Origin of the sequence: Rhizobium sp. WSM4643 (genome assembly GCF_025152745.1) — a bacterium.
In the GTDB taxonomy this organism is placed as follows: Bacteria; Pseudomonadota; Alphaproteobacteria; order Rhizobiales; family Rhizobiaceae; genus Rhizobium; species Rhizobium leguminosarum_I.
Map to the genome: position 1 here is coordinate 2,275,960 of NZ_CP104040.1, position 26,973 is coordinate 2,302,932.

Below are 26,973 nucleotides of genomic sequence, written 5' to 3' on the forward strand. Positions count from 1 at the left end.
CATTCATTTCAGACTGATCTCAGCCGTTGGCGACCATGCGCTTTTCGTCGCGCCCGCCCTTCATGCGCTCGGCAAGCAGGAAGGCAAGCTCCAGCGCCTGGTCGGCGTTGAGGCGCGGATCGCAATGGGTGTGGTAGCGGTCCTGCAGGTCTTCTGCGGAGACCGCGCGGGCGCCGCCGGTGCACTCGGTCACGTCCTTGCCGGTCATCTCGATATGGATGCCGCCCGGATGCGAGCCTTCGGCGCGGTGGATCTGGAAGAAGCTTTCGACTTCCGACAGGATCCGCTCGAAGGGACGGGTCTTGTAGTTGTTGAGAGTGATCGTGTTGCCGTGCATCGGATCGCAGGACCAGACAACCTTGCGGCCCTCGCGCTCGACGGCGCGAATGAGCTTCGGCAGGCTGTCGGCGACCTTCTCATGGCCGAAGCGGCAGATCAGCGTCAGGCGCCCGGCCTCGTTGGCAGGATTCAGGATGTCGATCAGTTGCAGCAGGTCGTCGGCCTGCAGCGACGGGCCGCATTTCAGGCCAATCGGGTTCTTGATGCCGCGGCAATATTCGACATGCGCATGGTCCGCCTGGCGCGTGCGGTCGCCGATCCAGATCATGTGGCCGGACGTCGCATACCAGTCGCCCGAGGTGGAATCGACACGGGTCAGCGCTTCTTCGTAGCCGAGCAGCAGCGCCTCGTGGCTGGTGAAGAAATCGGTCTCGCGCAGAGCCGGATGGTTTTCCGAGGTGATGCCGATCGCCTTCATGAAATCCATGGTTTCGCTGATGCGGTCGGCAAGCTTGCGGTAGCGCTCGCCCTGCGGGCTGTCCTTGACGAAGCCGAGCATCCACTGGTGCACGTTTTCGAGGTTGGCGTAACCGCCCATCGCAAAGGCGCGCAGCAAGTTCAGCGTCGCCGCCGACTGGCGATAAGCCATGGCCTGGCGCTCCGGGTTCGGAATGCGCGACTCCTCGGTGAATTCGATGCCGTTGATGATGTCACCGCGATAGGCCGGCAGCGTGACGTCGCCCTGCTTCTCGACATTCGACGAACGCGGCTTGGCGAACTGGCCGGCGATGCGGCCGACCTTGACGACCGGCAGTTGCGCGCCGAAGGTCAGCACGACCGCCATCTGCAGGAAAGCCCGGAAGAAATCGCGAATATTGTCGGCACCGTGCTCGGCGAAGCTCTCGGCACAGTCGCCGCCCTGCAGCAGGAAGCCGTTGCCTTCGGCGACATTGGCGAGATGCTTCTTCAGGCGGCGCGCTTCACCTGCAAAGACAAGTGGCGGGTAGCTGGCGAGCGTGGCTTCCGTTGCCGCCAAGGCGGCCGCGTCGGGATAGTCGGGAACCTGCAGGATCGGTTTTTGCCGCCAGCTGCTCGGGGTCCAATTGTCTGCCATCTCACTCACCTGTTCTCACATCCATACCTCAGGATGCCCTCAATATGCGGCGGCTTATAGACCTTTAGATCCGGCTTGCAAAGACCAATCGCCGACAGTTGTCGCCTCACCGCCGCCGCTCGCCGCTGTCTGGTTAAACCCGCATATACCATGTCGATTTCCCCATATTTTAGACTTTCAATGTAGAACCGCAAAGAGTTTCAACATCGGGGACATGGCATGGCGATCCTTCCGCCCGGGTTCATATCGGACCGCTCGGGCAATTTTGGCATCATGACGGCGCTGCTGGTGGTGCCGCTCTTCGGCGCGGCTGGCATGGCCGTGGATTTCGCCCATGCGCTCAGCCTGAGGACACAGCTTTATACCGCCGCCGATGCCGCCGCCGTCGGTTCGATCGCCGAGAAATCCGGCGCGGTCGCAGCCGCCATGACCATGAGCGGCAACGGCACGATCTCGCTCGGCAAAGACGACGCCCGTAGCATTTTCATGTCTCAAATGTCCGGCGAGCTGACCGACGTTCATGTCGATCTCGGCATCGACGTCATCAAGACTGCCAACAAGCTGAACTCGCAGGTTTCCTTCAGCGCGACGGTGCCCACCACCTTCATGCGCATCCTCGGCCGGGACTCGATTACGATCTCGGGCGTTGCGACGGCCGAATATCAAACCGCCGCCTTCATGGATTTCTACATCCTGCTCGACAACACGCCTTCCATGGGCGTCGGCGCAACCGCGACCGATGTTTCCAAACTGCAGGCCAAAACAGGCTGCGCCTTCGCCTGCCATCAGATAGACCAGAGCACCAACAACTACACTATCGCCAAGAGCCTCGGCGTCGCCATGCGCATCGACGTCGTGCGCCAGGCAACTCAGGCGTTGACCGATACGGCCAAGACCGAACGCGTCAGCAGCGACCAGTTCCGCATGGGCGTCTATACTTTCGGCACCAAGGCCGAAGACGCCAAGCTGACGACGATCTCCAGCCCCACATCCGACCTGACGAAGGTGAAGAACTACACCGACGCCGTCGATCTGATGACCATTCCCTACCAGAACTACAACCAGGACCAACTCACGAGCTTCGATAGCGCCCTGACCCAGATGAATACCATCATCGATCCGGCCGGTGACGGCACGTCGAATATCAGCCCCGAAAAGATCTTGTTCTTCGTTTCCGATGGCGTCGGCGACAGTTACAAGCCGTCGACATGCACCAAGAAGACGACCGGCGGCCGCTGTCAGGAACCGATCGACACCTCCTTCTGCAAGCCGTTGAAGGATCGCGGTGTCAAGATCGCCGTGCTCTACACCACCTACCTGCCGTTGCCGAGCAACGATTGGTACAACAAATGGATCAGCCCCTTCCAGAGCGAGATTCCGACGAAGATGCAGGCATGCGCTTCGCCCGGCCTCTACTTCGAGGTGACGCCGACCCAAGGTATTGCCGATGCGATGAAGGCACTTTTCCTGAAGGTCATCCGAGCGCCGCGCATCACCAGCTAGCGCATCGGCCCGAAAATCGAAATCGATTTTCGGAAAGCACGATGCGTAGATCCAGAAAGTTAGAGCGTCCTTTGTGCGTCCGAAAGGGCGCACGGCGCACCTAATGCATGTCGCCGGAAGTGTGCTGCCGTTTCGGGTCAACGACATGCATAAAACAAAGAGCTAAAGCCCGCCGTGGGTCAAAGCCGCTTGCCGTCGCGGATCCGATAGCTCGGCGCATACATGGTGACAAGCTCTTCGGCGGCGGTCGGATGCAGCGCCATGGTACGGTCGAAATCGTCTTTAGTGCAGCCGGCCTTCAGCGTGATGCCGAGCAACTGCGCCATCTCGCCGGCGTCGTGGCCGAGGATATGGGCGCCCACCACCTTGCGGCTCGCCGCATCGACGATCAGCTTCATAATCATCCGCTCGGCCCGGCCGGAAAGCGTTGCCTTCAGCGGCCGGAACTGGGCGCGGTAAACCTCGAGCTCGCCGTAACGTTTGCCCGCATCCTCTTCCGAGAGGCCGACAGTGCCGATCTCCGGCTGCGAGAAGACGGCGGTCGGGATCAGCTCGTAGTCCGGCCGGGTCGGATTGTTCTTGTATTCGGTCTCGATGAAGCACATCGCCTCGTGGATCGCCACTGGCGTCAACTGTACCCGGTTGGTGACGTCGCCGAGCGCATAGATGTTTTCGACATTGGTGCGGGAATATTCATCGACAATAACGGCGCCGCGTTCGTTGACGGCGACGCCGGCCGCCTCGAGGCCGAGGCCTTCGGTGTTCGGATCGCGCCCGAGCGCCAGCATGACGACGCCGGCCTGCAGCGTGCCGTTGTTCAGCGTCTCCAGAATGAGCCCGTTCTCACCCTTCGAAACCTTCTGCAGCGTGTCGTGGCAGAGGATGCGGATGCCCTTGGCGACCATAGCCTCGTGCAGCCCGCGTCTCAGATCCTCGTCGAAGCGCGACAGGATCTCGGCGCCGCGATAGATCAGCGTCGTCTCGACGCCGAGGCCATGGAAAATATTGGCGAATTCGACGGCAATATAGCCGCCGCCGGCGATGACGATCGATTTCGGCAGCTCTTCGAGATGAAAGGCCTCGTTGGAGGAGATGCAGAGTTCGTGACCGGGAAGGGCTGCATGCGGGTTAGGCCGTCCGCCGGTGGCGATCACGATCGTCTTGGCCGTCACCGTCTGTCCAGTCTTCAGCAGCCGGACCGTATGGGCATCCACGAGCTCTGCGCGCGTTTCCAGGATTTCGGCATTGGCGCCGGCGAGACCTTTCTTGTAGAGGCCTTCCAGACGGGCGATTTCAACATCCTTGGCCGCCACCAGCTTCTTCCAGTCGAAGCTGCTTTGGCCAACCGTCCAGCCGAAGCCCGCTGCATCCTCGAAATGCTCGTGGAACTGCGAGGCATAGACGAAGAGCTTCTTCGGCACGCAGCCGCGGATCACGCAGGTGCCGCCGTAGCGGTATTCTTCGGCAATCGCCACCTTCTTGCCGAGCGAGGCGGCGACACGCGCGCCGCGCACGCCTCCGGAGCCGCCGCCGATGACGAAGAGGTCGTAGTCGTAGGAAGACATGAGGAGCTCCGGAAGGGAATCGTAGGAAGGATGTCCCTGATATAGGGGCGATCATCACGAAAACAAAAGCCCGCTCGTGCGTCATCCCGTTCCCACCGCTGAATCTTCATTGTAAAACGGCTGCCCCAGTCACCGTCTGCGGTTGACCCAGTCACCGTCTGTTTATGGTTGACCCGGTCAGCCGAGGCTGGCAGGCAATCCATGGGATGGAAAAGAATGCCGGAGCAAAGAATGGATCAAACTCTCTTCACCAACCTGTGCAAGGCTGGCAAATTCAAGGAAGCGCTTGGCCTTGCCATTCAGGGCCATGAGGACGAAAAATACACGCCAAGCCGTTTCTCGATCGACAAGAAGACGAGACTGCCGATCTTCTACCGCGGCAACAAGCGCGTGGAGCCGGATGAGGAGGGTGTGTGGCAACTTGCAAAGAACCCGAACGCCTAGGGACTGAGTTCCGGCGCACATCCGATGCCAATTGCATATGCCTAGATCGGGATGATTTTAGGCCCGATCGGCCTGAAATCTGAATCCTGATCTACATCAAAGAAGTAGAGCATGATGTCGTCCGAAAACCGCACACACCTTTCGGCATCATGCTCTAGCGATTGTTGCTGTCAGCGGGTAATGCGGAAATCCGTCGGGATCTTTTCAAGCTGGGCTGCTTCCGTCTCGACGCCCGAAACCGACGCCCCCGAAGGCCCGCGCCTGAAACGCTCGATCATCGTCGAGATGGCGCTGTCGGGTCCTGCGATCACAGCGACGACCGCCCCGTCCTCTTCATTGCGAACCCAGCCGGTCAAACCGAGCCGTACCGCCTCATCGCGTGTCCAATAGCGAAAACCGACACCCTGGACCTTGCCGGATATCCGCACTCGGACAGCCTTGTCATGATCGGACATCTGCAATCACCTGAAACCTCGCCGGCAGCATTTGCCGCATCATAGCAAAAAAGCCCGGACAATGCCGGGCTTTCGCAAATTTGATGGGCAAGCCTTACTGCTGGGCAGCCGGTGCGGGAGCCGGAGCGGCGGGGCTGTCGGTTGCCGGCGGCGGCGCCTTGATGACCTTGGAAAGCTCGGCGTTGCTCTGCTTTTCCAGGTCGCGGGAAATGCCCTGCGCCCAGATGTCGGCAGCCTTCGCCGTCTCGCGCGAAGCGACCGGACCGTCGCGCAGCAGCTTCTTGCCGACGTCGGAATTATAGAAGTCAGCGATCGCCTTCAGCTCATCGACGGTGAAGGTCTTGGCGTAGGTGAGTGCCGCCTCCTTCTCCAGATCGCCGCGGCGCGGCGCCAACGCAAGCGCCTGCGCGTCGACCGTCGACGAAATGATGTCCTGGTAATTCGGCGAATCCTGGATCAGGCCGGCCTTCAGGCGCTCGGCGAGACCGGGCAGGATATTGTCGAATTGGGCAGTGGCGCCAATGGCGTCGATCGCCGCGCGAGACGCCTTCAACTGCTCCTCGGAGACTTCCTGCGCCTTAACGGCGGAGCCGAAGGCAAGCCCGGAAAGAACGACGGTCGCAGCGGCGAGACGGCCAAGACCTGCAATGTTCATCATGAGTATATGCTCCTGTTATCTGTTTGCCTGCAGTGTACGCACACCCGCAGGACCGGCAATGATCGCAAGTGCCGCCATATTGATAAAGAGCCCGTGTTCGACGACGCCGGGTATGGAATTCAGCTCGCTCGAAAGCGCCTCTGCATCAGGAATGCGGCCAAAAGATGCATCGATGATGTGATGGCCGCCATCCGTGGTAAACTCTCCGTCACCCGACTGGCGCAGATTAAGTTCACCCGAGAGACCGAGCCGGGCCGCGACCTTTTCGATCGCGATGCGCGTCGAGACGAGCCCGAACGGATTGACCTCGATCGGCAGCGCGAAGGCGCCGAGCATTTCCACAAACTTGCTCTCGTCGGCAATGACGATCATCCGCTCGGAGGCGGCTGCGACGATCTTTTCGCGCAGCAGCGCACCGCCGCCGCCCTTGATCAGCCTGAGCCCCGTATCGACCTCGTCGGCGCCATCGATCGTCAGGTCGAGCGTCGGCAGCTCGTCGAGCGACTTCAGCGGCACGCCGAGTTCGACGCAGAGTCGCGCGGTTCGTTCGGACGTCGGGACGCCTTCGACCCTGAAGCCGCCCGCGACCTTCTCCGCCAGCAGGCGAACGAATTCTTCCGCCGTGCTGCCGGTGCCGATTCCGAGACGCATCCCGCTTTCGACATGGGCGAGTGCGGCCTCGGCGGCCTTGATCTTCATTTCGCGGGCATCCATGCGCCGCCAGCTCCTGATATTGCGTTGGATGTGCTGTTTACACGGCTCGCCTGGCAAACGAAAGTCAAAATCATCACGGAAAATGAAAAGCCGAAACAGAGGCCTGCGGCCTTCCCAGCCATCGCCGGACGTTGCTTTCCGCCGCGCGATCGCCTACCTCAGGGACGATCCATCGTTCCCAGGGACGATCCATCGTTCCCCAGGACGATCCATCGTTCCCCAGGACGATCCATCGTTCCCCAGGACGATCCATCGCTCCTCAAGCCGACCATCGCTCAAAGAGACATGCCCTTGACCCCTGCCCCCGCTCCCCCAGCGCTTGTCGTCTTCGATCTCGACGGCACCCTCCTCGATACCCATGTGGACCTGGTCGAGAGCCTGAACCATACGATCTCGGCCCTTGATCTCGAACCGGTCAGCTACGACGACCTCACCCATCTCGTCGGCCAGGGCGCGCGCGTGATGATAGAGCGCGCCTGCCGGCTGCGCGGCCATCCGCTTGAAGGCGACGCCCTGCCGGCACTGATGGAGCGCTTCATCGCCCATTATGCCGGCAACATGCCCGGCCGCACCGAGCCCTATCCGGGCCTGGTCGCCGCGATGGACCGGCTGAAATCAAAGGGTTACCGCCTCGCCGTCTGCACCAACAAGATGGAGAGCCTGGCGCTCGGCCTGCTCGAAAAGCTCGACCTCACCCAATATTTCGACGCGATATCAGGCGGCGACACCTTCCCCGTGCGCAAGCCCGACGCCCGCCACCTCACTGGCACCATCGAACGCGCCGGTGGCGACATCGCGCGCACGGTGATGATTGGCGACAGCATCAACGACATCGCCGTGGCCAAGAATGCCGGCGTGCCCTCGATTGCCGTGCCGTTCGGTTATTCCGACGTGCCGGTTTCGAGCCTCGATCCGGATGTTATCATCACCCATTTCGATGAGCTGACATCGGAACTGGTGGAAAGGCTGTTACGGGAATACGCCGAGAAGGTTGCCGTCTGAGGCTTGGCGATCAACCATATGTCTTTGCGATCGCGGCCCCTCATCTGACCCTTTGGGCCACCTTCTCCCCCCTGGGAGAAGAGGGAGAACAAGCTGCTTTCGCTCGTTTCCACAAATGGCGCTTTCAGGAAGGGGGAGACGCCGCTAAGATTTCGCTTCTCCCCGGCGGGGAGAAGATGCCGGCAGGCAGATGAGCGGGCCACACGGCACGTCCTCTCCTCTTATTTCTTACACGCCGATACCCCAAAACAAAACGAGCGGCCCCAAGGCCGCCCGCCAGCATCAATCATCAGAGCTGATTTCAGATCTGCGCCCCACGCGCCTTCGTCGTCGCGTCAAAGGCCTTGTCGACATAAGCGTCGCGGCCGTAGACGTCGTCGAAATATTCCACCACGCCGTCCTTATTCGGCCAAGCCGTGAAGTAGGAGACGTAGACCGGGATCTTCTGCGGCACGCGCACCGCATGGTTCTGCCCGCTGGCGATCTGCTTGGCGACATCGTCGACCGTCGTGCTGAGCACGGCAGCCGCCATCGCACGCGGATCGGCAAGGCGCACGCAACCGTGGCTCAGCGCCCGCATGTCGCGCTTGAAGAAGCTCTTCGACGGCGTGTCGTGCATGTAGATCGCGTGGCTGTTCGGGAACAGGATCTTGAGTTCGCCGAGCGCATTGTCGCTGCTCGGCGGCTGGCGCACCGAGACGTTATCGGTCGAGCCGTACCAGTCGACGCTTGAAGAGGCGACGGCATGGCCGTTCACCTCGACTTCATAACCGAGTTGGTCGAGATAATTCGGATCCGAGCGCAGCTTCGGCAGCATCTCGTTGATGATGATCGACTGCGGCACGCCCCAGAAAGGGTTGAATTCCACCGTCTCGATCTCGTCGTCGAAGAAATAGGTCTGGTTGTTCTTGCCGCCGACCACCACGCGCATCGACAGCTGTTCCTTGCCGTCATTGTGGTAGTAGACCATGTAGGCGGGCTGGTTGATCATGACGTAGCGGGAACCAAGATCTTCCGGCAGCCAGCGCGCCTGCTCCATGGCGACGACGAGCTTGTCGATCTTCGAGGCATTGGTGTCGCCGCCGGTCATGGCGCGCACGGTCGCCTGGCCGATAACGCCATCGGGCTTCAGCCCGCGCTCCTTCTGGAAGTCCTCGACCAGCGAAACGATATCAGGCGAATAGTCGCTGCTGCCTGCGTAAGCAGCAAGCGTTGCCGCATGATCGGTCCTCAACGTTTCGGAGCCGTGCTTGCCGATCGCCTTGACGATATTGGCAATCTCGGGCGAGCTGTCGCCAGGCCTCAGCAAATTGTCGAGCGAAACGACGATTCGCTCCTCATTGCCGCCATCGGCGGCGCGAAGCTTTGCAAGCTCCGCCTTGAGCGCCAGGAACTGCGGGCTATCAGGCGAGCGACTGGCGATGTAGGCACCGACATCGGGGCTCATGCGGGCAAGCTTCAGCACCGGGGCCAGATTGACCACCTTGCGCTGGAAGTCGTGATAGCCGGAGATCTTGTTCGGATCGATCCGCCCGCGCACCGTATCCTGCACAAAGGCAAGCACTTTGGCGGAGAGTTCGAGTTCGAACTGTGTCAGCGCCCGGTCGCGGAAGGCGGGATCGGGATTGGCCGGGTCGATAGCAGGAGCCTGGACGGCGTAATCTTCTGGGTCGAGGCCGACGACGGCCGCATCGGCAAGAACTGACATCGCCGACTTGGCGCGGTCGTTGATCCGGTTGCCCTCGACCCAGACGAGCGGATTGCGGCTGTCGCCGTAATAGGCTTCCAGCGCCTTTGCGACGTCGGCATTGGCGCGCACCTTGGCCTGCGCCAGGAAACGGCGCTGTACGGCGGGTTCGGCGCTGGAATCGCCGCTGCCCGAAACATCGGCGACTGTGCCGGTGACGACGGGATCGGCGAACTTGCCCGTATCGACGAACTGCAGCGTCTCGGTTTTGTAGGTATAATAACGCGGACCGCTCACCTTCGGCAGCGGCGCCTCAGGGTCGAGCCCGCCGAGCGATCCGCCGATGCCGCCGCGCTGGCCTACACGGCCGGGCGGCATTTGGTCCATGAAGATGGTGCTCTGGGTCCGCTGCCTGTCGCCGCGCAGCATATCCATCAGTGTGTAAGCATGCGCGGGAGCGGCGCTCATCACAGCCACGCCGCAGGAAATTGTCAACGCGGATACCGCGCTTTTAAAAACGAAGGTCATATATATTCCAGTCCCGGTGTCATGCTGTTCTCAGCTCAAATCCCGCGAAACTCAAGCAACGTCCGGCTCATTGATCAGAAACCGGCCTGCGCCGCCAGCGCCGGCGGACTCAATTCTATGTGACGGAGATCCTGCACGGCGCCGCGCAGCAGTTCACACAAAATTATGAAATTATTAGTTAATTTTTTACCGAATTTATCTCGGCAGACCAGTGCAGCGAAAACGCCGCGGCGCATAAAATATCCAAAGTGGCCGAAAAAGCACGCCGCCAGGCCAGGGCAAACATGACTTCCGCTTTCAATATTTTGCACGACGTGCAGTTTTCTTATCGGGCTTTCCAACCTATAAGACCTCATCTTTCGGAAATGCCCGAAAACAGCAGCCAAAGGGAAGGCAAGGCCGATGACCGCAACCCGCACTGAAACCGATACTTTTGGCCCGATCGACGTCGCGGCCGACCGATATTGGGGCGCCCAGGCCGAGCGTTCGCTCGGCAATTTCAAGATTGGCTGGGAAAAGCAGCCGCTGTCGATAGTGCGTGCGCTCGGCATCGTCAAACAGGCAGCCGCCCGCGCCAACATGTCGCTCGGCCAACTCGATCCTGCCCTCGGCAAAGCGATCGGCGACGCCGCCCAGGAGGTGATCGACGGCAAGCTGAACGACCACTTTCCGCTGGTCGTCTGGCAGACCGGTTCGGGCACACAGTCCAATATGAATGCCAATGAAGTAATCTCCAATCGTGCAATAGAAATGCTTGGCGGCGTCATGGGTTCCAAGAAGCCGGTGCATCCGAACGACCACGTCAATATGAGCCAGTCGTCGAACGACACCTATCCGACGGCCATGCACATCGCCTGCGCCGAGCAGATCGCCCATCACCTGCTGCCAGCCCTGAAGCACCTGCATGCCGCCCTCGACATGAAGGTCACCGAGTTCAGCCACATCATCAAGATCGGCCGCACCCACACCCAGGATGCGACGCCGTTGACGCTCGGCCAGGAATTTTCGGGATATGCCGCTCAGGTCGGCTCCGCCATCAAGCGCATCGAAATGACCCTGCCCGACCTCTGCGAACTCGCCCAAGGCGGCACTGCCGTTGGCACCGGCCTCAACGCGCCGGTCGGTTTTGCCGAAAAGGTCGCCGAAGAGATCGCTGCCATCACAGGCATGCCCTTTGTCACCGCGCCGAACAAGTTCGAGGCGCTCGCCTCGCATGACAGCATGGTCTTTTCCCATGGCGCCATCAATGCGGCTGCTGCCGCCCTCTTCAAGATCGCCAACGATATCCGCCTGCTCGGTTCCGGCCCGCGCGCCGGCCTCGGCGAGCTGGCCTTGCCGGAAAACGAGCCCGGCTCCTCGATCATGCCCGGCAAGGTCAATCCGACCCAGTGCGAGGCGCTGACGCAGGTCTGCATCCATATCTTCGGCAACAACGCGGCGCTGACCTTCGCTGACAGCCAGGGCCATTTCGAGCTCAACGTCTACAATCCGATGATGGCCTATAATTTCCTGCAGTCGGTGCAGTTGCTCGCCGACGCCGCCGTCTCCTTCACCGACAATTGCGTGGTCGGCATCGAGGCACGCGAAGAGAATATCAAGGCCGGCCTCGAACGCTCGCTGATGCTGGTGACCGCACTTGCCCCGAAGATCGGCTACGACGCAGCCGCCAAGATCGCCAAGACAGCGCACAAGAACGGCACGACGCTGAAGGAAGAAGCCCTCGCCAGCGGCCTGGTGACGTCGGAAGAATATGACGCGATCGTCCGGCCTGAGACGATGATCGGGCCGAAATAAGAAGGCCGTGGGGCCGTGTGCCCTTCATCTTGCTCCCCTCTTCTCCCCAGCGGGGAGAAGGTGGCCCGAAGGGTCGGATGTGGGCGCGCACGGCACACCATTCATTGCCCTTCGCGCTCCGCGTCAATCTCTGGACGAATGGCCAATCGGTTCCAATTCCAACCAATAATGCCGGCATCGCCCGGAACCTGAGATCTCGCCGTTATGACGATGCGCACCTCAAACCCTATTCGGCGGGCGTATATGCCGCAACCTTTCTTCTCCTCGGCGCTTTTAGGAACTGCGCGATTTTCTTCTCAACGGCGAAGTAGAAAGCCAATCCAACAAGGACGCAGAATATTGTCGTCGCGATAAGCAATGAGATACGCACGGAAAGCGGCGCGGCCCCGCGCTCGGCGCCGATGAGATAGATTGCAAGCTTCGCGATGCCAATCGTAATCATATGAGTGAGATAGAGGGAATAAGAGGCGTCACCTAATATCTTCAACCGTTTGATCTTCGGGACAAGTGCCGCGCGTTCTGCAATCAAGGCGCCTGAAACAATAAACGCCGAAGGCACACCCCAGGCAAGAAGCCGAATGAAGCCGGTTGGCTTGTCGAGGACAGAAGACGCGACAAGACCCGCGAGCCCAACCACAATCAACGCTGCCGCCAACGTCGGCGATTTGATATCTGCCTTACACATAACGAATGCGATTAGAATGCCGGCTAGAAACTCCAACAGAAGCGGAGAGGCGTACACGATGGAGTAAGGAGTCATTGGCGTGAATAGTCCGATCGTAACACAAGCGATCAGAAAGCCCGCTATCGCCAGGAGACGCGTAGTCTGTCCTTTCAAAAACAGCGCAAGACAAAACGCCGTATAAAAGAACATCTCGAAATTCAGTGTCCAACCCGGAACGAGAACTGGCTGAACAATTCCGGTGCTGTCGTAATAGGGAATAAACAGCAACGACCGGATAATATCTACAGTATTGAAAGTGAGATGGTCGTAGTTCTTGGGTGAGGCAGTGGCCGCAACCAAAAATAGAATCGTGCAGATCCAGTAAATGGGCAGAACGCGCTGAACACGGTTTTTGATGAATCGCAGCGACGTCGTGGGCCTTGCATCCGATATGGTCCACATGATGAAGCCGCTGATTGTAAAAAACAGATCAACTCCGGCCGCCATAGGAACGAAATCCCAACCAAAAATGAACGCAACATGAAAGAATGTCACGGCGATTGCTGCGATGGCTCGCAGATACTGTATGGAATAAACCATAACCACCTCGCTTGTGTGCACCGCAACATTGCACGAGGGATTTGCAAATTCAATTAAGTTTTTAAGAAAAACCCTGTGCGCTATCAAAGGCGGCAAGGCTTTGCTGCCGAACATGAGGTATATCCGGACACGGCGTAGAGTTGATCCTTGTCGCGCAAACCGGTCTTGCGAGGACGCGATATAGTGCGTCCGAGGGTCAGCAGGGCACGTCCCTTACCGCGACGCCGAAATCGCCCGAGCCCGCATCCCGATTGCTTTTGCCCCGCAGCGGATTTAGACCGGTTCCAATCTAGCGACGCCCCACCAGAAAGGTCACTTCGATGGCTGACGATCTCTTCCCCCTCGGCAAGGATGCCACCCCCTATCGCAAGATCAGTGGCGACCATGTCTCGGTCGATACGTTCAAAGGCCAGGAGATCCTGACCGTCGAGCCGGAAGGCATCCGCCTGCTTGCAGAAACCGCCTTTGCCGATATCAACCACCTGCTGCGCGCCGGCCATCTGAAGCAGCTTGCCTCGATCCTCGACGACCCCGAGGCCACGGACAATGACCGTTTCGTCGCCTACGACCTGCTGAAGAACGCCAATATATCAGCTGGCGGCGTGCTGCCCATGTGCCAGGACACCGGCACCGCGATCATCATGGGCAAGAAGGGCCGCAGGGTGTGGACCGAAGGCGAGGATACGGCAGCGCTCGCCCGCGGCGTCATGGATGCCTATGAGAAGAAAAACCTGCGCTACTCGCAGCTCGCGCCGGTCAAAATGTTCGAGGAGAAGAACACGAAGAACAATCTGCCGGCCCAGATCGACATCTACGAGGAAGGCACCGACGCCTATGAATTCCTCTTCGTCGCCAAAGGCGGTGGCTCGGCCAACAAGACCTTTCTCTACCAGGGCACGCCCTCGCTCTTGACGCACGATCGGATGATCGACTTCCTCAAGGAGAAGATCCTGACGTTAGGGACGGCGGCCTGTCCCCCCTATCATCTCGCGATCGTCATCGGCGGCACCTCGGCCGAGATGAACCTGAAAACGGTCAAGCTCGCCTCCACCCGCTATCTCGACGAGCTGCCGACCGAAGGGTCCGAGAGCGGCCATGCCTTCCGCGACATCGAGATGGAGAAGGAAATCCACAAGCTGACGCAGCAGATGGGCGTCGGTGCCCAGTTCGGCGGCAAGTATTTCTGCCATGACGTGCGCGTCATCCGCCTGCCCCGCCACGGCGCCTCGCTGCCGATCGGCCTCGGCGTCTCCTGTTCCGCCGACCGTCAGGCCAAGGGCCGCATCACCCGCGACGGCATCTTCGTCGAGCAGCTCGAAACCGACCCGTCGAAATACATGCCCGAGATCGATGAGGCCAAACTGTCTGAATCGACGGTGCGCATTGATCTCAACCGGCCGATGGCCGAGGTGCTCGCCGAGCTCTCCAGGCATCCCGTCAAGACGCGCCTGTCGCTATCGGGCACCATCATCGTTGCCCGCGACCTCGCTCATGCCAAGATCCGCGAGCGGCTGGAAAAGGGCGAAGGCATGCCGGATTACCTGAAGAACCACCCGGTCTATTATGCCGGTCCCGCCAAGACGCCGGCCGGTTACGCCTCCGGCTCCTTCGGCCCGACGACGGCCGGGCGCATGGACAGCTACGTCGACCAGTTCCAGTCCTTCGGCGGCTCGATGGTAATGCTCGCCAAGGGCAACCGTTCGCGCGCCGTACGCGAGGCCTGCAAGAAACATGGCGGCTTCTATCTCGGCTCGATCGGCGGCCCCGCCGCCCGTCTTGCCCAGGACTGTATCCGCAAGGTCGAAGTGTTCGAATATCCCGAGCTCGGCATGGAAGCCGTCTGGAAGATCGACGTCGAAGACTTCCCTGCCTTTATCGTCATCGACGACAAGGGCAATGACTTTTTCCAGGAGCTAAATTTGGGGTGAGTGGCGGGCTGCGTTGCCGCCTGCTTTACCGAGCCGACGCCTTATCCGACGCGCTTATGTTCTGCGCCGCCGCAATACGAAACGACCAAAACCAACTGTCGACAAGATGAATACGCTCTCCGGCACAGAAGAACTGTAAGTTTTTCAGACGCCGCTCCCGCTCAACGAGTATGCACTGTCTCGATAAAGATACGTTTTTCCGTGGAGAATCATAGGCCTGATCGAAGTATTTCCCCATGCGGCATTTATCGCATGTAATCTTTGGTATATATCGCTTTAATCTTTTCCCAAGAAATTTAAGCTAACAAATAGAATATTGCCTTTGAATATATGAGGAGTTCGCCGGATGAATACGGCTGTCGCGCCCAAGGTGCAAATTCCCGACGTTGCGGGTCAGATCACCTATGCCATGCGCTCCATGGGCGTTGCGCCGATACCGCGCAATTACGAACTCTTCTACGAGGCCTATATCGGCTCCAATCCAGCTCTCACCCGCGAACTCGCGGCCCTCGGCGGCCAGGTGAGCCAGGCCGAACTCGATGCTCTCGGCGCGCAGTACTTCACCCACAGCCCGGCCCGCGTCTTCGACGATGCCCATACGCGCATATCAGGCGAACTCGACGGCCTGCTGCGGATCCTGAGGCAGGAGCAGAGCTCGCTCGAAAGCTATACCAGGTTGCTCGGCGAGACCCACAAGCGCATCACCTCCAAGAGCAATGCCAGCGTCGAACTGATCGAAAACGCCATCGATCTCCTGAGCCAGGCGACTGGTGACACCATGGCGCATGGCGAACGTACCGTTGAGGACGTCGTCCAGCGCTCGCACGAAATGGATCAAGTCCGCAAGGAACTCGACGAATACAAGCGCATCGCCAACACCGACTCGCTGACGCGGCTTTCCAACCGCCGCGCCTTCGACGACCGCCTCGCCGCCATCTTCGACAATTCGAGCATGCGGCCGGTGACGGCGCTGCTGCTCTGCGACATCGACAATTTCAAGAAGATCAACGACACCTACGGGCATCCCGTCGGCGACAAGGTGCTCGCCACCGTCGCCTCCGTGATCCGCAGCAATGTCCGCCGCGACGTCTTCGTCGCCCGCACCGGCGGCGAGGAATTCGCCCTCATTGTCGATGGCAATACACCCGAGGAAGTCACAGCGATCGCCGAGCGCATTCGTCGCACACTGGAGACGACGCCCTTCAAGAATTCCCGCACGCGGGTGAATTACGGTCCGGTCACCGTCTCGATCGGCATCTGCATGGCCTCCAATGCCGAGGATGCCGGCGAACTCTACAGCAAGACCGACATCGCCCTTTACGGCGCCAAGAATGCCGGCCGCAACTGCACCATCCTCTATCAGGATGGCATGCAAAAGGATTTCACCAAGAGCTGGCTGATCTACAAGACGTGACGGCGATCCAGCGCCGCACGCACACTGTCACCGCAAGGTGAGGCGGCGGGATGCTGTCCAGTTCGCGCGGCTTGCTCCCTCTTCTCCCCTCGGGGAGAAGGTGGCCCGCAGGGTCGGATGAGGGGGCCACACGGCATGCCCTTCATTGTTGCCTTCGCTTGCGCTCAGCGCATTCGCGGCTTTGCCGCTCACCCCCTCATCGCCTCGCTATCGCTCCGGCACTTCTCCCCGCTGGGGAGAAGAGACTTGTGGCGGCGCCGTATTCCTCGCTCATCCGTGAGGGAGAAAACGGACGAGTTCGCCGCGACGCCGAGTAAAAAGCCGGCAGCCACCGGCACGCTTTCTACCACATCGTCTTTGCCGCCCGTCCCGGCCATTCCCGGTCGTAGGTTTCCTGGTCGAAATCGCCGGTCGCAGCCTTCAGCATCTGCCCGGGCGTCGGCAGCTTCGCTGGATCGGCGAAGTGCTCGGTATTCCAGAGCTCGGCCCGCATCACGGCGCGCGCGCATTGGAAATAGACCTCGTCGATCGAAATCACGACGACGGTGCGCGGATGTTTGCCGTCCATCTCGAAACTTGAAAGCAGCGCATCATCATCGGAGACGACGCCGCGGCCGTTGATGCGCATCGTCGTGTTCGAGCCGGGGATCAGGAACATCAGCGCCAGTCTCGGATCGCGCACAATGTTGGAGAGCGAATCGACCCGGTTGTTGCCGCGCCAATCCGGCAAATGCAGCGTCTCGTCGTCGGCGACGCGCACAACGCCGCCAAGATCGCCGCGCGGCGAACAATCGAGCCCTTCCGGCCCGACGGTCGCAAGCGCCGCGAACGGCGAGATTGCGATCATCTCCCGATAGAGCGGGGTCAATTGCTTCGTCACCTTGGTGACGGAGGCCGGCGAAAGTCCGGCGCCATAGATCGTATTGAGCTCTTCGATGCTGCTGATGATTTTCATGAGGCGTCCCGCCGCGGCTTGATCTTCGCGACGGACGCTACAATGCCGCGCGCCTTGCCGGAAGCTCAAAAAACGGAATGATCTCCGCATCATTTTTGATGTTTTCATCAGGCGCTTCACCAGCTTCCCGATCGCCGTCGAGAAACGCCGCGATCGCGGCAAGAACCGGCGCGGCGCCGACGATGCGCCGGTGGCCGAAGCCGTTCGCCCAGAACAGCCGAACGCCCCTTCCCGCCGCGCCATAGCGCCTGGCATGGAGAGGCGACACCTCCTTGTCGTCCTCGGCATGGATGACGAGCACTGGGCGGCCGATCTCGCCCGCCGCTTCGCCGGCGTCGAAGTCTTCAAGCCTCCGTCCGGTGACTCGGTGGACCTCGTTCTCCAGTGCCGCTTGCGCCGCAGAGCGAAGACCGACTATCCGGCCGAAGTCGGTAAACAGCCAACCCATCTCGCTCGGCGCACCGATCAGCACCAGGCGCTCACCGCTGACAGGCGCCACGCGAGGCAGCAGCTCCGCTGCCGAGACCATGAGCGCCGCGCCGCCGAAGGAATGACCGATCGTCGCATCGAAGGCGCCGAAGCGCTCCTCGGCCGCCGCGATCGTCTCGACCGCGAGCCCCATATGCAGGAAGCGCCCGCCGGAACGGCCGTGGCCGGGAAAATCGAGTGCCACGACCTCCGCGCCCGTTGCCGCAAGCATCGAGACGAGTTCGGCCATATATGCCGCGCTCGATCCCCAGCCATGGGTCACCAGATAGCGCTTGCGCTTGCCTCTCGCTCCGCCGTTCAGCCGGTAGGCATGCGCTTGGCGCCCGCCGACAAGCCTGAGGGTGAAGCGTTCGGCGCCGGAAAGTCGGGCAGCACCCGCCGCATGCGCTGCCTTCGCCTTTGCTCCCTTCGGCTTTGCCGATGGCGTCCGGCAGAACAGCTGGAACGCCGCTCTGCCTGCCAGATCGGGCGAAATCGCCTGCAGAGCCGAAAACCCGAGGCGGGTGACGTCAAGCGCAAAGTTTGCCATAGTGGGATTCCAAAAGACTGTTCAACACTGAACAATAAAGTACAACGATGAACAAAAATCAATCCCTTCCCTGGGATCATCCGCGTTTTCGCAGCTGGATCGCGGTGGCTCGCGCCTGCCAGCTGATGCAACAATCTCTTGCCCGCTCGCTTGCCGATCTCGACATCAAGCCGCCGCACCTCGATATCCTGGTCAATCTCTATCGTTTCGAGGGCATCTCCCAGCAGGAGCTGGCGCGCAAGCTGCTGGTCGGCCGCTCCAATATGAGCATGCTGCTGCCGCAGATGGAGAAGCGTGGCCTGATCCTCCGCCGCGATGACGAGCGCGACAAGCGCGTGCTGCGCCTCTATTTGACGCCGGACGGTCGAAAGCTGAGTGAGGAAGCCATGGCCATCCAGACCGGCCTCATCGACCGCGTGCTATCGGACGAACCGATAGAACAATGCATGGCGACCGCCGATTCGATGGAGCGGATCATCACCGTGCTGCTGAAAGATCTGCGTGACGAGGACTGATGTTCAATGCAGCGTCGGCGCCGCCGCCGTACCGGTCAGCGAGCGATATTCCCAAGCGGCGACGATAATCAGCACCAGCGTCGCCAGGATGCCCATCAGATAGACCTCGATGAAGGGTGCGGCGAAGGCGAGCAGGATCAGAAGGACCAGGCCGGCAAGATGCGATAGCGGCAGCTGGCCGCTGGTCGCGCCCTTGAACCAGAGATTGCCGATCAGGAACAGGCCGGAGCCGCCGAGCACGGCCGCGGCGATACCGAGATTGCCGGTTTCATGCGGATGCGAGAACATGAACTCGACCGCCACTGCATGGACGATGATGCCGGCAAGGATCGGGATATGCCCATAGGTGAAGGCCAGACGCGCCAAGCTGCCCGGCGTCTCTTCATGCTCGATGCGGTGGGCGGCGCGCCCGTGGCCGAAGCGGAAATAGAGCCACCACATGGCGACCGTGCCGACGAAGCCGGTGACGAAGACGACGCTGGTCAGCCCGGAGAACGGCAGCTCCGAAAAGGTTCGGCCGGAAACGAGGATCGCTTCGCCGAGGCAGATGATGACAAAGAGCGCGCAGCGTTCGGCCATATGCGCGCCGGAAACGTCCCAGTCCCGCGCCGTCGAGCGCCCGAGCCCGGGCACGGCAAAGCCCGCGGCCGGCCCGGCATATTCGATCGCCAGCGCAATCACCCAGGCGATCAGCCGGACTTCATGCTCGAGCAGCCCGCCGGCAATCCAGAAGACCCCGGCAACCACGAGCCAAGTGCTGATGCGGACGAAATTCAGCGTGTTGGGGCGGTCGACGCGCGTCATCGCATAGGTCGTAAACAGCGAGCGCCCGACCTGCATCGCCACATAGGCGCCGGCAAACAACAGCCCCTTGTCGCCGAAGGCCTCGGGGATGGAGGCAGACAGCAGCAGCCCGAGCATCATCAGCGCCACCAGCATGCCGCGTACCGGCATTTTGTCCGGATCGAGCCAGTTCGTCACCCAGGCCGTGAAGATCCACACCCACCAGACGGCGAAGGTCATCAGCGCCGCTTCGCCGGCACCGAGCGGCGTGTAGTGGGCGGCGAGCGCATGCGAGAGCTGCGAGATCGAAAAGACGAAGACCAGGTCGAAGAACAGTTCGAGGAAGGTCACCTTGCTGCCGCTGGCGCTGCCCTTGGCGCGGAGCCAGTTCTTTCCGTTCGTCTTCGCCATATGGCCCCCGATGGCTGGATTACCCGTGGATTGAAAGTGTAGCGGCGCTCAGGTGAGCATCAGCGCGGCTTTTCCGCCGTGTCGCGGTTCATGCCTTTTTCGCGGAGTTCGTCCTCGTAAGCGGAAAACAGCTCATCGCCCCGCTCGCCGAGTTCGCGCAGATAGGTCCAGGTGTAGATGCCGGTATCGTGCATGTCGTCGAAGCCGATGCGGACCGCGTAATTGCCGGTCGGCATCATCGAGATGATCGCGACATTGCGTTTGCCCGGCACCGTCACCTTCTGTCCTGGCCCATGGCCCTGCACCTCGGCCGAGGGCGACAGAACGCGCAAGAGCTCAGCCGACAGGTCGAAGCTCAGACCGTCATCGAAGGTTACCACCAGCCGCTGCCTGTCTTTCGAGACGCGAAGTTCGGTCGGCCAGATATCGCTCATCATTTTGTCCTCTTCTCATGCGAGGAGTAGGCGCTGATCTTTTTCGGCGCAAGCTGAAATTGGCATGCTCGCGCGGGCTGTTTCCCTTGACGCGACAATAGCATATGCCCACATTGATGAGAGTACGGAGATACAGGTGAACACCAGAGTTGGAACGATAGGCAATGCATCGCCGCTGGTGGCAGGTGCGCACCCGATGATCGACCCCTTCGGGCGGGCGGTCACCTATCTCCGTGTGTCCGTCACCGACCGCTGCGATTTCCGCTGCACCTATTGCATGGCTGAGAATATGACCTTCCTGCCGAAGAAGGATCTCTTGACGCTGGAAGAGCTCGACCGGCTTTGTTCCGCCTTCATCGCCAAGGGTGTCCGCAAGATCAGGCTGACCGGCGGCGAGCCCCTGGTGCGCAAGAACATCATGTATCTGGTTCGCCAGCTCGGCCAGAAGATCGGTTCCGGCCTCGACGAATTGACGCTGACCACCAACGGCTCACAGCTTTCGCGCCATGCCGAGGAGCTCTATGATTGCGGCGTGCGCCGGATCAATGTTTCGCTCGATACGCTCGACCCCGACAAGTTCCGCAAGATCACCCGCTGGGGTGATTTCGCCAAGGTCATGGAAGGCATCGACGCGGCTCAAAAGGCAGGGCTGAAGATCAAGCTCAACGCCGTGGCGCTGAAGGATTTCAACGATGCCGAGATGCCGGAGCTGCTGCGCTTCGCCCATGACCGCGGCATGGATCTCACCGTCATCGAAACCATGCCGATGGGCGAGATCGAAGAAGACCGCACCGACCAGTATCTACCGCTTTCAAAGCTGCGCGCCGATCTCGAAGAGCAGTTCACCCTTACGGACATCAATTACCAGACCGGCGGCCCGGCGCGTTACGTCAGGGTCGAAGAAACCGGCGGCCGCCTCGGCTTCATCACCCCGATGACTCATAATTTCTGCGAAAGCTGCAACCGCGTCCGCCTCACCTGCACCGGCACGCTCTATATGTGCCTCGGCCAGAACGACGCCGCCGATCTCCGCGCCGCACTCCGCGCCACCGAAGACGACGCCCTCCTCCACGCCGCCATCGACGAGGCCATCACCCGCAAACCCAAAGGCCACGACTTCATCATCGACCGCACGCATAATCGCCCGGCGGTGGCCAGGCATATGAGTGTCACCGGAGGGTGAGAAGCGGTCCCGCAAAGCGGGAGCAATCGATCCAGTGAATCGATTGCAGCGCCGAACGCCCTGAGCAATGCGAAGGGCCGGGATACGGTGCGGCAGACTCCCCCTTCTCCCCAGCGGGGAGAAGATGCCCTTCAGGGCAGATGAGGGGGTGAGCGGCGAAGCCGCGAGTGCGCCGAGCGCAAGCGAAGGGCAATCAACGCTGTGCCGAGTGGCCCCCTTGCATGTTCAAACTGCATCCGTTGATGATGGGTGCGACCCCTGGGGGATGGCCATCCCCCAGGGGTCGGACGGGCGGGACCGTAACCCCCTTGGCGTGAACCGGGGATGAGCCTGGTCCGCCCGTCCTTCGCGTTTGTCCTGAACAGATAGTGGGGAGCAGGTCCCGTATGCAAGGCAAGGTATCGTCGGAACGCACCGCGATGGCGACAGTTTATGTCGGCATCGATGTCTGTAAAGAGTGGCTGGACATTCATCTGCATCCTCTCGGCCGCAGTTTTCGGGTGACCAACGACACGGCCGGCCTGCGCCGCCTCAAGCGGGAACTCGATGCGCTTGACCAGATGCCGCGCTCGGCGCTGCGTATCGTCATGGAAGCGACCGGCAAGTGGCATCGCGCCGTCCAGCGCTCGCTGCATGCCGATGGCTTTTACGTGTCGATCGTCGACCCGCTGCGCGCCCGGCTGTTTGCCAAAGCCTGCGGCTTTCTCGCCAAGACCGATCGGCTCGATGCGCGGTTTCTGGCCATCATGGGAGAAGCCCTCAAGCCCGCACAGACCCCACCGCCGGACCAAGCGCTGGAAGCCCTGCAGGAACTGGTCAATGCCCGATCTGCCGCCAATGGCGAACGCACCGCCCTGTCCAACCGGATGAAGACGGCCGTGACCGCCTTCCTGCGCAAGGAACTGACGCGCCGGCTTGCCGCGCTCGACACCCATATCGCAAGACTGGACGCCGAGATCGAGCGCAGCATCTGCGCCGAGCCCGAGATGCGCCGCCGCCTCGACATCCTCATCTCCATTCCCGGCATCGGAGCCGTCACCGCCGCAAGCCTGATCGCTGGCCTTTGCGAACTTGGCGCCTGCTCTGGCAAGCAGGCCGCCATGCTGACCGGCCTTGCGCCGATTGCCTGCGAAAGTGGCGAGCGGGCCGGACATCGCTCCATCAGGGGCGGACGCCCAGCACCCAGGAACGCCATCTACATGGCCGCCCTGTCTGCCTCCCGTCACAACCCGGACCTCGCACGCTTCGCCGCAAGGCTGAAGAAAGTCGGAAAACCCAATAAGGTCGTCCTCGTCGCCGTCATGAGAAAGCTCATCGTCCTGGCAAACACCCTCATCACCAAAAACCGCATCTGGACACCAAATCCACCTTGACACCAAACACAGATGCTCATCCGACCCTGCGGGCCACCTTCTCCCCGCTGGGGAGAAGAGGGAGCCGCATCCCCATCACCAAGGCTTACGCGCGCAAATCGCAAACCGGTCCTGCACCATGCGCTCCAGCCCGCGCAGGAACGGCATCTTGCGCGCCTGCGCCCAATGGATATCGGCGAGTTTGCGGTCGACGACGATATCCGTAAAACCGGCTTGGCGCAAAAGATCGACAACTGCTTCGGCCGGCATCTGGCTGGAGAAATGCACGCGTGAGCGGATCTTCTGGTGCCGCGCCATCATCTCCGGCGACATGTGGCTCGCCGGCAGTTTGCCGGTCACCTTCGTCCAGAGCTTCTGCAGGCCCTTGACCCAGGTTTCCTTACCCATATTGCCGTCGAGGATCAGCACCTTGCCGCCCGGCTTCAATACCGAGAACCATTCCTTGAAGGCTGAAGCCGGGTCGACCAGCGTCCAGACAAGATGGCGGTTGGTGATGACGTCGTAGCTGTCCTTGGGCTCCATGGTGTTTTCGGCGTCGCCGGCGACGAAGCGGATATCGGTGCCGCGCTTCTTGGCCTTGGCGCGCGCCTGCGCCAGCATCGCATCCGACCAGTCGAGGCCGGTGACTTTGAAGCCGACATCGTTCATCAGATGCGAGATCACGGCGGTGCCGCAGGCAAGATCGAGCGCTGCCCGTCCCTGCCCGGCGCCAAGATGCTTTCGGATCAGCCGCTGCCAACCCTTCCGCTCCGCTTCCGAAAAGATTTCATGGCCGACGCTCTGGTCGAAGGTTGCCGCCCTCTCCGACCAGAAATCGCGGATTTCGTCGCGGATGGAGTAATTTGTGTTCGTCGAATTCATCTTGAGAGCCCCGGCATCGGATCAGTTTGGAAATGCTCTAAAACATATAACTTGATTCATAAAGTCATATTTCTTATGCCTGCGGACATTATTCAGACATCAGGGGAATTTCCAGATGAATTTCGTGAAAATGCTCGCAGTTTCCGCGGCTGCGATTGCCGGCTTGATGCCACTTTCGGCCTGGGCGCAATCCTTCACCGTCAAGGATGTTGCGGGCCGCGAAGTGACCTTCGACAAGCCGGTCGAGCGTGTGATCCTAGGGGAAGGTCGCATGCTCTATGCCGTAGCACCCATCGAGAAGGAAGATCCCTTCGCCAAGATCGTCGGCTGGCGCAACGATCTCTGGACCACCGACAAGGACGGTTTCAACGCCTATGTCGAGAAGTTCCCCAAGGGCAAGGACCTGCCCTTCCTCGGCAATCTGACGGACGGCACTCTGCAGACCGAAACGGTCGTCAAGCTGCATCCCGACGTGCTGCTGCTGCCGATCGGCAACAAGACGGCGGCCGACGAGGTGAAGCTCGAGGAGATGCTCAGCGGCATCGGCGTGAAGATCGTCTATATCGATTTCCGCGAGCACATTCTCGCCAACACCGAGCCGAGCCTGAAGATCCTCGGCCAGATCTTCGGCCATGAGGGCCGCGCCGAAGCCGTCGCCAGCTTCTGGAAAGAGCAGATGGCCCGCGTCACCGACAGACTGAAGGCGGCCAATCCGCCAAAGCCGAATGTGTTCATGTACCGCGCCGCCGGCCTCGTGGAATGCTGCGGCACCTTCGGTCCCGATAATTTCGGCCTGATGGTCGATTGGGCTGGCGGCCACAATCTCGGCTCCGATTTCCTGCCGGGCTATACCGGCTCGATCAATGCCGAGCAGGTTGTCGCCTCCAATCCCGATGTCATCGTCGTCACCGGCTCCAACTGGAGCCAGACCAAGAATGCCAAGGATTATGTGAATGTCGGCCCGAATGCCGTCGCCACCTTTGACGACAGCCGCAAGTCGCTGAACACGCTGATGGAAAACCCTGCTTTTACCGGCTCCAGGGTGGTTGCCGGCGGCAATGTCCATGCGATCTGGCACCAGTTCTATACCAGCCCCTATCAGTTCGTTGCCGTTCAGCAACTGGCCAAGTGGTTTCATCCCAACCTCTTTGCCGATCTCGATCCGGATGCCACCTTCAAGGAATTCCACGAAAAATTCCTGCCGGTCGCCTACCAGCCGGGTTACTGGGTCGACGCCAAGGCGGGTCAGTAATCCGAAATGGCAGAGATCGCCGCACTATCGATCGAAGCCGAAGCTGGGAGGGAGCGCTACCGCGCCCTCGCCCGGCGCAAGCTGCTGATCCTCGCCACCATGACGACAGCACTCTGCCTGTGCTTTGCCGTCGATCTCGCCTGGGGCCCGGCCCGCTATAGTCTTACCGAGGTCGTGGCCGCCCTCCTCGACCCCTCCTCCGTTTCGGATCAGGTGCGGGCCGTCGTCTGGGACATCCGCATGCCGGTTGCGGTGATGGCGATCGTCGTCGGCGCCTCGCTCTCCGTCGCCGGCGCACAGATGCAGACGATCCTCGCCAATCCGCTCGCCAGCCCCTTCACCCTCGGCATTTCGGCGGCGGCAAGCTTTGGCGCAGCGCTGGCGATCGTCACCAGCGTTCCGCTTCTGCCTGTTGCAGCCGGCCTGCTCGTGCCGGTCAATGCCTTCATCATGGCGCTGATCGCCACGCTCTTCATCCATTTCGTCTCGCAGGCCCGCGGCGTCTCGGTGCAGACGGTGGTGCTGCTCGGCATTGCCCTCGTTTTCACCTTCAATGCGGCCCTCGCCTTCCTGCAATATCTCGCCTCAGAACAGGCGCTGTCGGCCGTCGTCTTCTGGACGATGGGCAGCCTCACCAAGGCCACATGGCCGAAAATCTGGGTGACGCTCGCCGTCTTGCTGATCGCGTTGCCGCTCTTTGCCCGCAACGCCTGGGCGCTGACGGCGATCCGGCTTGGCGAGGACAAGGCCGCAAGCTTCGGCGTCAATGTCCGCCGCATCCGGCTGCAGACCATGCTGGTGGTCTCGCTGCTTGCCGCAGTCCCCGTCAGCTTCGTCGGCACCATCGGTTTCGTCGGCCTGGTCGGGCCGCATATATCACGCATGATTCTTGGCGAGGATCAGCGCTTTTTTCTGCCGGGCTCGATCCTGTCGGGCGCGCTATTGATGTCGCTGACCTCGATCGTCTCGAAGTCGATCATCCCCGGCGTCATCTTTCCGATCGGCATCATCACCGCACTGGTCGGCGTGCCCTTCTTCTTCTCGCTCATCCTCTCGAACAGGAGCCGGTCATGGTAGCGCTTCAGTTGCAATCGGTCGGCGCCTATCACGGCCGCAAACTTTTCGTCGAAGACGTGACGACGCCAATGATGACATCGGGCGAGGTCGTCGCGGTGATCGGCCCGAACGCCGCCGGCAAGTCGACGCTCTTCAAGCGCATCACCGGTCTGCTCAAAGGGCCGGGCCATGTCGTCGTCGAAGGCTCGAAAACGAAAAACGCCATCAGCTACATGCCGCAGGATACCTCGGCCAACGCGGTGCTGACGGTCTACGAATCCATCCTGCTCGCCCGCAAGCAGGGTCAGTCCTGGGCCGTCAGCGACAGCGACCTGCGCTTCATCGACGAGGTCATGAAGGCGCTTGATATGTCAGCCATCGCCTTCCGCGATCTCGGCGCGCTTTCCGGTGGCCAGCGCCAGCTCGTCTCGATCGCCCAGGCGCTGGTGCGCGAACCCGAGATTATGCTGATGGACGAACCCACAAGCGCGCTCGACCTCCACCGCCAGGTCGAGGTCCTCGACTTCATGCGCCGCCAGGCCCGCACCAAGGGCATGATCGTGCTGATCGCCATCCACGATCTTAACCAGGCACTGCGCTTTGCCGACAAGGTCCTCGTCATCGCCAACGGTCGGATGCACGCCTGCGGCACCCCAAGGGATGTCGTCACCGCCGAGATGCTGCGCGAGATCTACAGGGTCGAGGCCCGGGTCGAGAAATGCTCGATGGAGTACGACCATGTGATCGTGGATGGGACGGCGCATTGAGGCTGGCAACAGTCTG

General features: G+C 61.0%; 25 protein-coding genes. 12 read left to right on the plus strand and 13 right to left on the minus strand.

The features are described from left to right. Window positions 1–19: 19 nt before the first annotated feature. Window positions 20–1,393 (minus strand): class II 3-deoxy-7-phosphoheptulonate synthase, encoded by a 1,374-nt coding sequence (locus N1937_RS11515; RefSeq protein ID WP_017964553.1) that lies wholly within the window; start codon window positions 1,391–1,393, stop codon window positions 20–22. 219 nt (window positions 1,394–1,612) lie between these two features. On the opposite strand from N1937_RS11515, the gene N1937_RS11520 reads away from it, so the two are divergent. Next, window positions 1,613–2,896 (plus strand): TadE/TadG family type IV pilus assembly protein, encoded by a 1,284-nt coding sequence (locus N1937_RS11520; protein ID WP_260058856.1) that lies wholly within the window; start codon window positions 1,613–1,615, stop codon window positions 2,894–2,896. A 179-nt stretch (window positions 2,897–3,075) separates the two neighbouring features. Here N1937_RS11520 and gor read toward each other — a convergent pair whose 3' ends face one another. Next, window positions 3,076–4,461, minus strand: a complete 1,386-nt coding sequence (gene gor / locus N1937_RS11525; RefSeq protein WP_260058857.1) for a glutathione-disulfide reductase — start codon at window positions 4,459–4,461, stop codon at window positions 3,076–3,078. 231 nt (window positions 4,462–4,692) lie between these two features. Between gor and N1937_RS11530 the strand changes: the two genes are divergently transcribed. Further along, window positions 4,693–4,905, plus strand: coding sequence for a hypothetical protein (locus tag N1937_RS11530; protein WP_260058858.1), 213 nt, complete (start codon window positions 4,693–4,695; stop codon window positions 4,903–4,905). Window positions 4,906–5,075: 170 nt separating this feature from the next. Here the strand turns inward: N1937_RS11530 and N1937_RS11535 are convergent, their stop codons facing one another. From N1937_RS11535 to rpiA, 3 genes are all read right to left on the minus strand, one after another. Next, window positions 5,076–5,360, minus strand: a complete 285-nt coding sequence (locus tag N1937_RS11535; protein ID WP_222385182.1) for an acylphosphatase — start codon at window positions 5,358–5,360, stop codon at window positions 5,076–5,078. A 94-nt stretch (window positions 5,361–5,454) separates the two neighbouring features. After that, on the minus strand, window positions 5,455–6,018 hold the full coding sequence (locus N1937_RS11540) for a DUF2059 domain-containing protein (RefSeq protein WP_017964559.1): 564 nt from the start codon (window positions 6,016–6,018) through the stop codon (window positions 5,455–5,457). Window positions 6,019–6,033: 15 nt separating this feature from the next. Beyond that, complete coding sequence (gene rpiA / locus N1937_RS11545) at window positions 6,034–6,732, minus strand: ribose-5-phosphate isomerase RpiA (RefSeq protein ID WP_260058860.1); 699 nt, start codon at window positions 6,730–6,732, stop codon at window positions 6,034–6,036. 285 nt (window positions 6,733–7,017) lie between these two features. Between rpiA and N1937_RS11550 the strand changes: the two genes are divergently transcribed. Beyond that, window positions 7,018–7,734: an HAD family hydrolase gene (locus N1937_RS11550; RefSeq protein ID WP_210254191.1), complete on the plus strand. Its 717-nt coding sequence runs from the start codon at window positions 7,018–7,020 to the stop codon at window positions 7,732–7,734. Between the two features lie 301 nt (window positions 7,735–8,035). On the opposite strand, the gene N1937_RS11555 is transcribed toward N1937_RS11550, so the two are convergent. Both N1937_RS11555 and N1937_RS11560 read right to left on the minus strand, forming a co-directional pair. Beyond that, complete coding sequence (locus N1937_RS11555; RefSeq protein WP_260058863.1) at window positions 8,036–9,949, minus strand: L,D-transpeptidase family protein; 1,914 nt, start codon at window positions 9,947–9,949, stop codon at window positions 8,036–8,038. Between the two features lie 74 nt (window positions 9,950–10,023). Beyond that, window positions 10,024–10,260, minus strand: coding sequence for a hypothetical protein (locus tag N1937_RS11560; protein ID WP_162117672.1), 237 nt, complete (start codon window positions 10,258–10,260; stop codon window positions 10,024–10,026). Between the two features lie 91 nt (window positions 10,261–10,351). On the opposite strand from N1937_RS11560, the gene fumC reads away from it, so the two are divergent. After that, a complete protein-coding gene (gene fumC / locus N1937_RS11565; protein WP_162117751.1) occupies window positions 10,352–11,743 on the plus strand; it encodes a class II fumarate hydratase in 1,392 nt (463 codons plus the stop codon). A gap of 226 nt (window positions 11,744–11,969) precedes the next feature. On the opposite strand, the gene N1937_RS11570 is transcribed toward fumC, so the two are convergent. Beyond that, the gene (locus N1937_RS11570; protein WP_260058864.1) at window positions 11,970–13,121 is read right to left on the minus strand and encodes an acyltransferase family protein; all 1,152 of its coding nucleotides are present in this window, start codon (window positions 13,119–13,121) and stop codon (window positions 11,970–11,972) included. 206 nt (window positions 13,122–13,327) lie between these two features. Here N1937_RS11570 and N1937_RS11575 point away from each other — a divergent pair, with 206 nt between their 5' ends. Together N1937_RS11575 and N1937_RS11580 are read left to right on the plus strand one after the other, a co-directional pair. Continuing rightward, window positions 13,328–14,935: a fumarate hydratase gene (locus tag N1937_RS11575; protein ID WP_222294781.1), complete on the plus strand. Its 1,608-nt coding sequence runs from the start codon at window positions 13,328–13,330 to the stop codon at window positions 14,933–14,935. Between the two features lie 346 nt (window positions 14,936–15,281). Beyond that, window positions 15,282–16,349, plus strand: a complete 1,068-nt coding sequence (locus tag N1937_RS11580) for a GGDEF domain-containing protein (RefSeq protein WP_162117749.1) — start codon at window positions 15,282–15,284, stop codon at window positions 16,347–16,349. Between the two features lie 343 nt (window positions 16,350–16,692). Here the strand turns inward: N1937_RS11580 and N1937_RS11585 are convergent, their stop codons facing one another. Further along, entirely contained in the window at window positions 16,693–17,304 is a 612-nt protein-coding gene (locus tag N1937_RS11585; protein WP_162117748.1) for a pyridoxamine 5'-phosphate oxidase family protein, read from the minus strand. Window positions 17,305–17,341: 37 nt separating this feature from the next. Beyond that, window positions 17,342–18,322 carry an alpha/beta hydrolase gene (locus N1937_RS11590; RefSeq protein WP_222294780.1) on the minus strand — a complete coding sequence of 327 codons (981 nt, stop codon included), beginning with the start codon at window positions 18,320–18,322 and terminating at the stop codon, window positions 17,342–17,344. A gap of 47 nt (window positions 18,323–18,369) precedes the next feature. Here N1937_RS11590 and N1937_RS11595 point away from each other — a divergent pair, with 47 nt between their 5' ends. Further along, entirely contained in the window at window positions 18,370–18,837 is a 468-nt protein-coding gene (locus N1937_RS11595) for a MarR family winged helix-turn-helix transcriptional regulator (RefSeq protein WP_017964569.1), read from the plus strand. 3 nt (window positions 18,838–18,840) lie between these two features. Here N1937_RS11595 and N1937_RS11600 read toward each other — a convergent pair whose 3' ends face one another. Further along, window positions 18,841–20,031 (minus strand): low temperature requirement protein A, encoded by a 1,191-nt coding sequence (locus N1937_RS11600; RefSeq protein ID WP_222294779.1) that lies wholly within the window; start codon window positions 20,029–20,031, stop codon window positions 18,841–18,843. Window positions 20,032–20,090: 59 nt separating this feature from the next. Beyond that, entirely contained in the window at window positions 20,091–20,465 is a 375-nt protein-coding gene (locus tag N1937_RS11605; RefSeq protein WP_170261044.1) for a gamma-butyrobetaine hydroxylase-like domain-containing protein, read from the minus strand. Window positions 20,466–20,601: 136 nt separating this feature from the next. Between N1937_RS11605 and moaA the strand changes: the two genes are divergently transcribed. Continuing rightward, complete coding sequence (moaA, locus tag N1937_RS11610) at window positions 20,602–21,648, plus strand: GTP 3',8-cyclase MoaA (RefSeq protein ID WP_222294778.1); 1,047 nt, start codon at window positions 20,602–20,604, stop codon at window positions 21,646–21,648. Window positions 21,649–22,034: 386 nt separating this feature from the next. Beyond that, window positions 22,035–23,021 (plus strand): IS110 family transposase, encoded by a 987-nt coding sequence (locus N1937_RS11615; RefSeq protein WP_260058868.1) that lies wholly within the window; start codon window positions 22,035–22,037, stop codon window positions 23,019–23,021. Window positions 23,022–23,096: 75 nt separating this feature from the next. On the opposite strand, the gene N1937_RS11620 is transcribed toward N1937_RS11615, so the two are convergent. Further along, window positions 23,097–23,882: a class I SAM-dependent methyltransferase gene (locus N1937_RS11620; protein WP_260058870.1), complete on the minus strand. Its 786-nt coding sequence runs from the start codon at window positions 23,880–23,882 to the stop codon at window positions 23,097–23,099. 115 nt (window positions 23,883–23,997) lie between these two features. Here N1937_RS11620 and N1937_RS11625 point away from each other — a divergent pair, with 115 nt between their 5' ends. The 3 genes from N1937_RS11625 to N1937_RS11635 are packed head-to-tail and all read left to right on the plus strand — an operon-like array spanning window position 23,998 to window position 26,957. Beyond that, window positions 23,998–25,134, plus strand: coding sequence for an ABC transporter substrate-binding protein (locus tag N1937_RS11625; protein WP_222294600.1), 1,137 nt, complete (start codon window positions 23,998–24,000; stop codon window positions 25,132–25,134). 6 nt (window positions 25,135–25,140) lie between these two features. Beyond that, complete coding sequence (locus tag N1937_RS11630) at window positions 25,141–26,211, plus strand: FecCD family ABC transporter permease (RefSeq protein WP_222294602.1); 1,071 nt, start codon at window positions 25,141–25,143, stop codon at window positions 26,209–26,211. After that, the gene (locus N1937_RS11635; RefSeq protein WP_222294604.1) at window positions 26,205–26,957 is read left to right on the plus strand and encodes an ABC transporter ATP-binding protein; all 753 of its coding nucleotides are present in this window, start codon (window positions 26,205–26,207) and stop codon (window positions 26,955–26,957) included. Before N1937_RS11630 ends, N1937_RS11635 begins: the two co-directional genes overlap by 7 nt. Window positions 26,958–26,973: the final 16 nt, after the last annotated feature.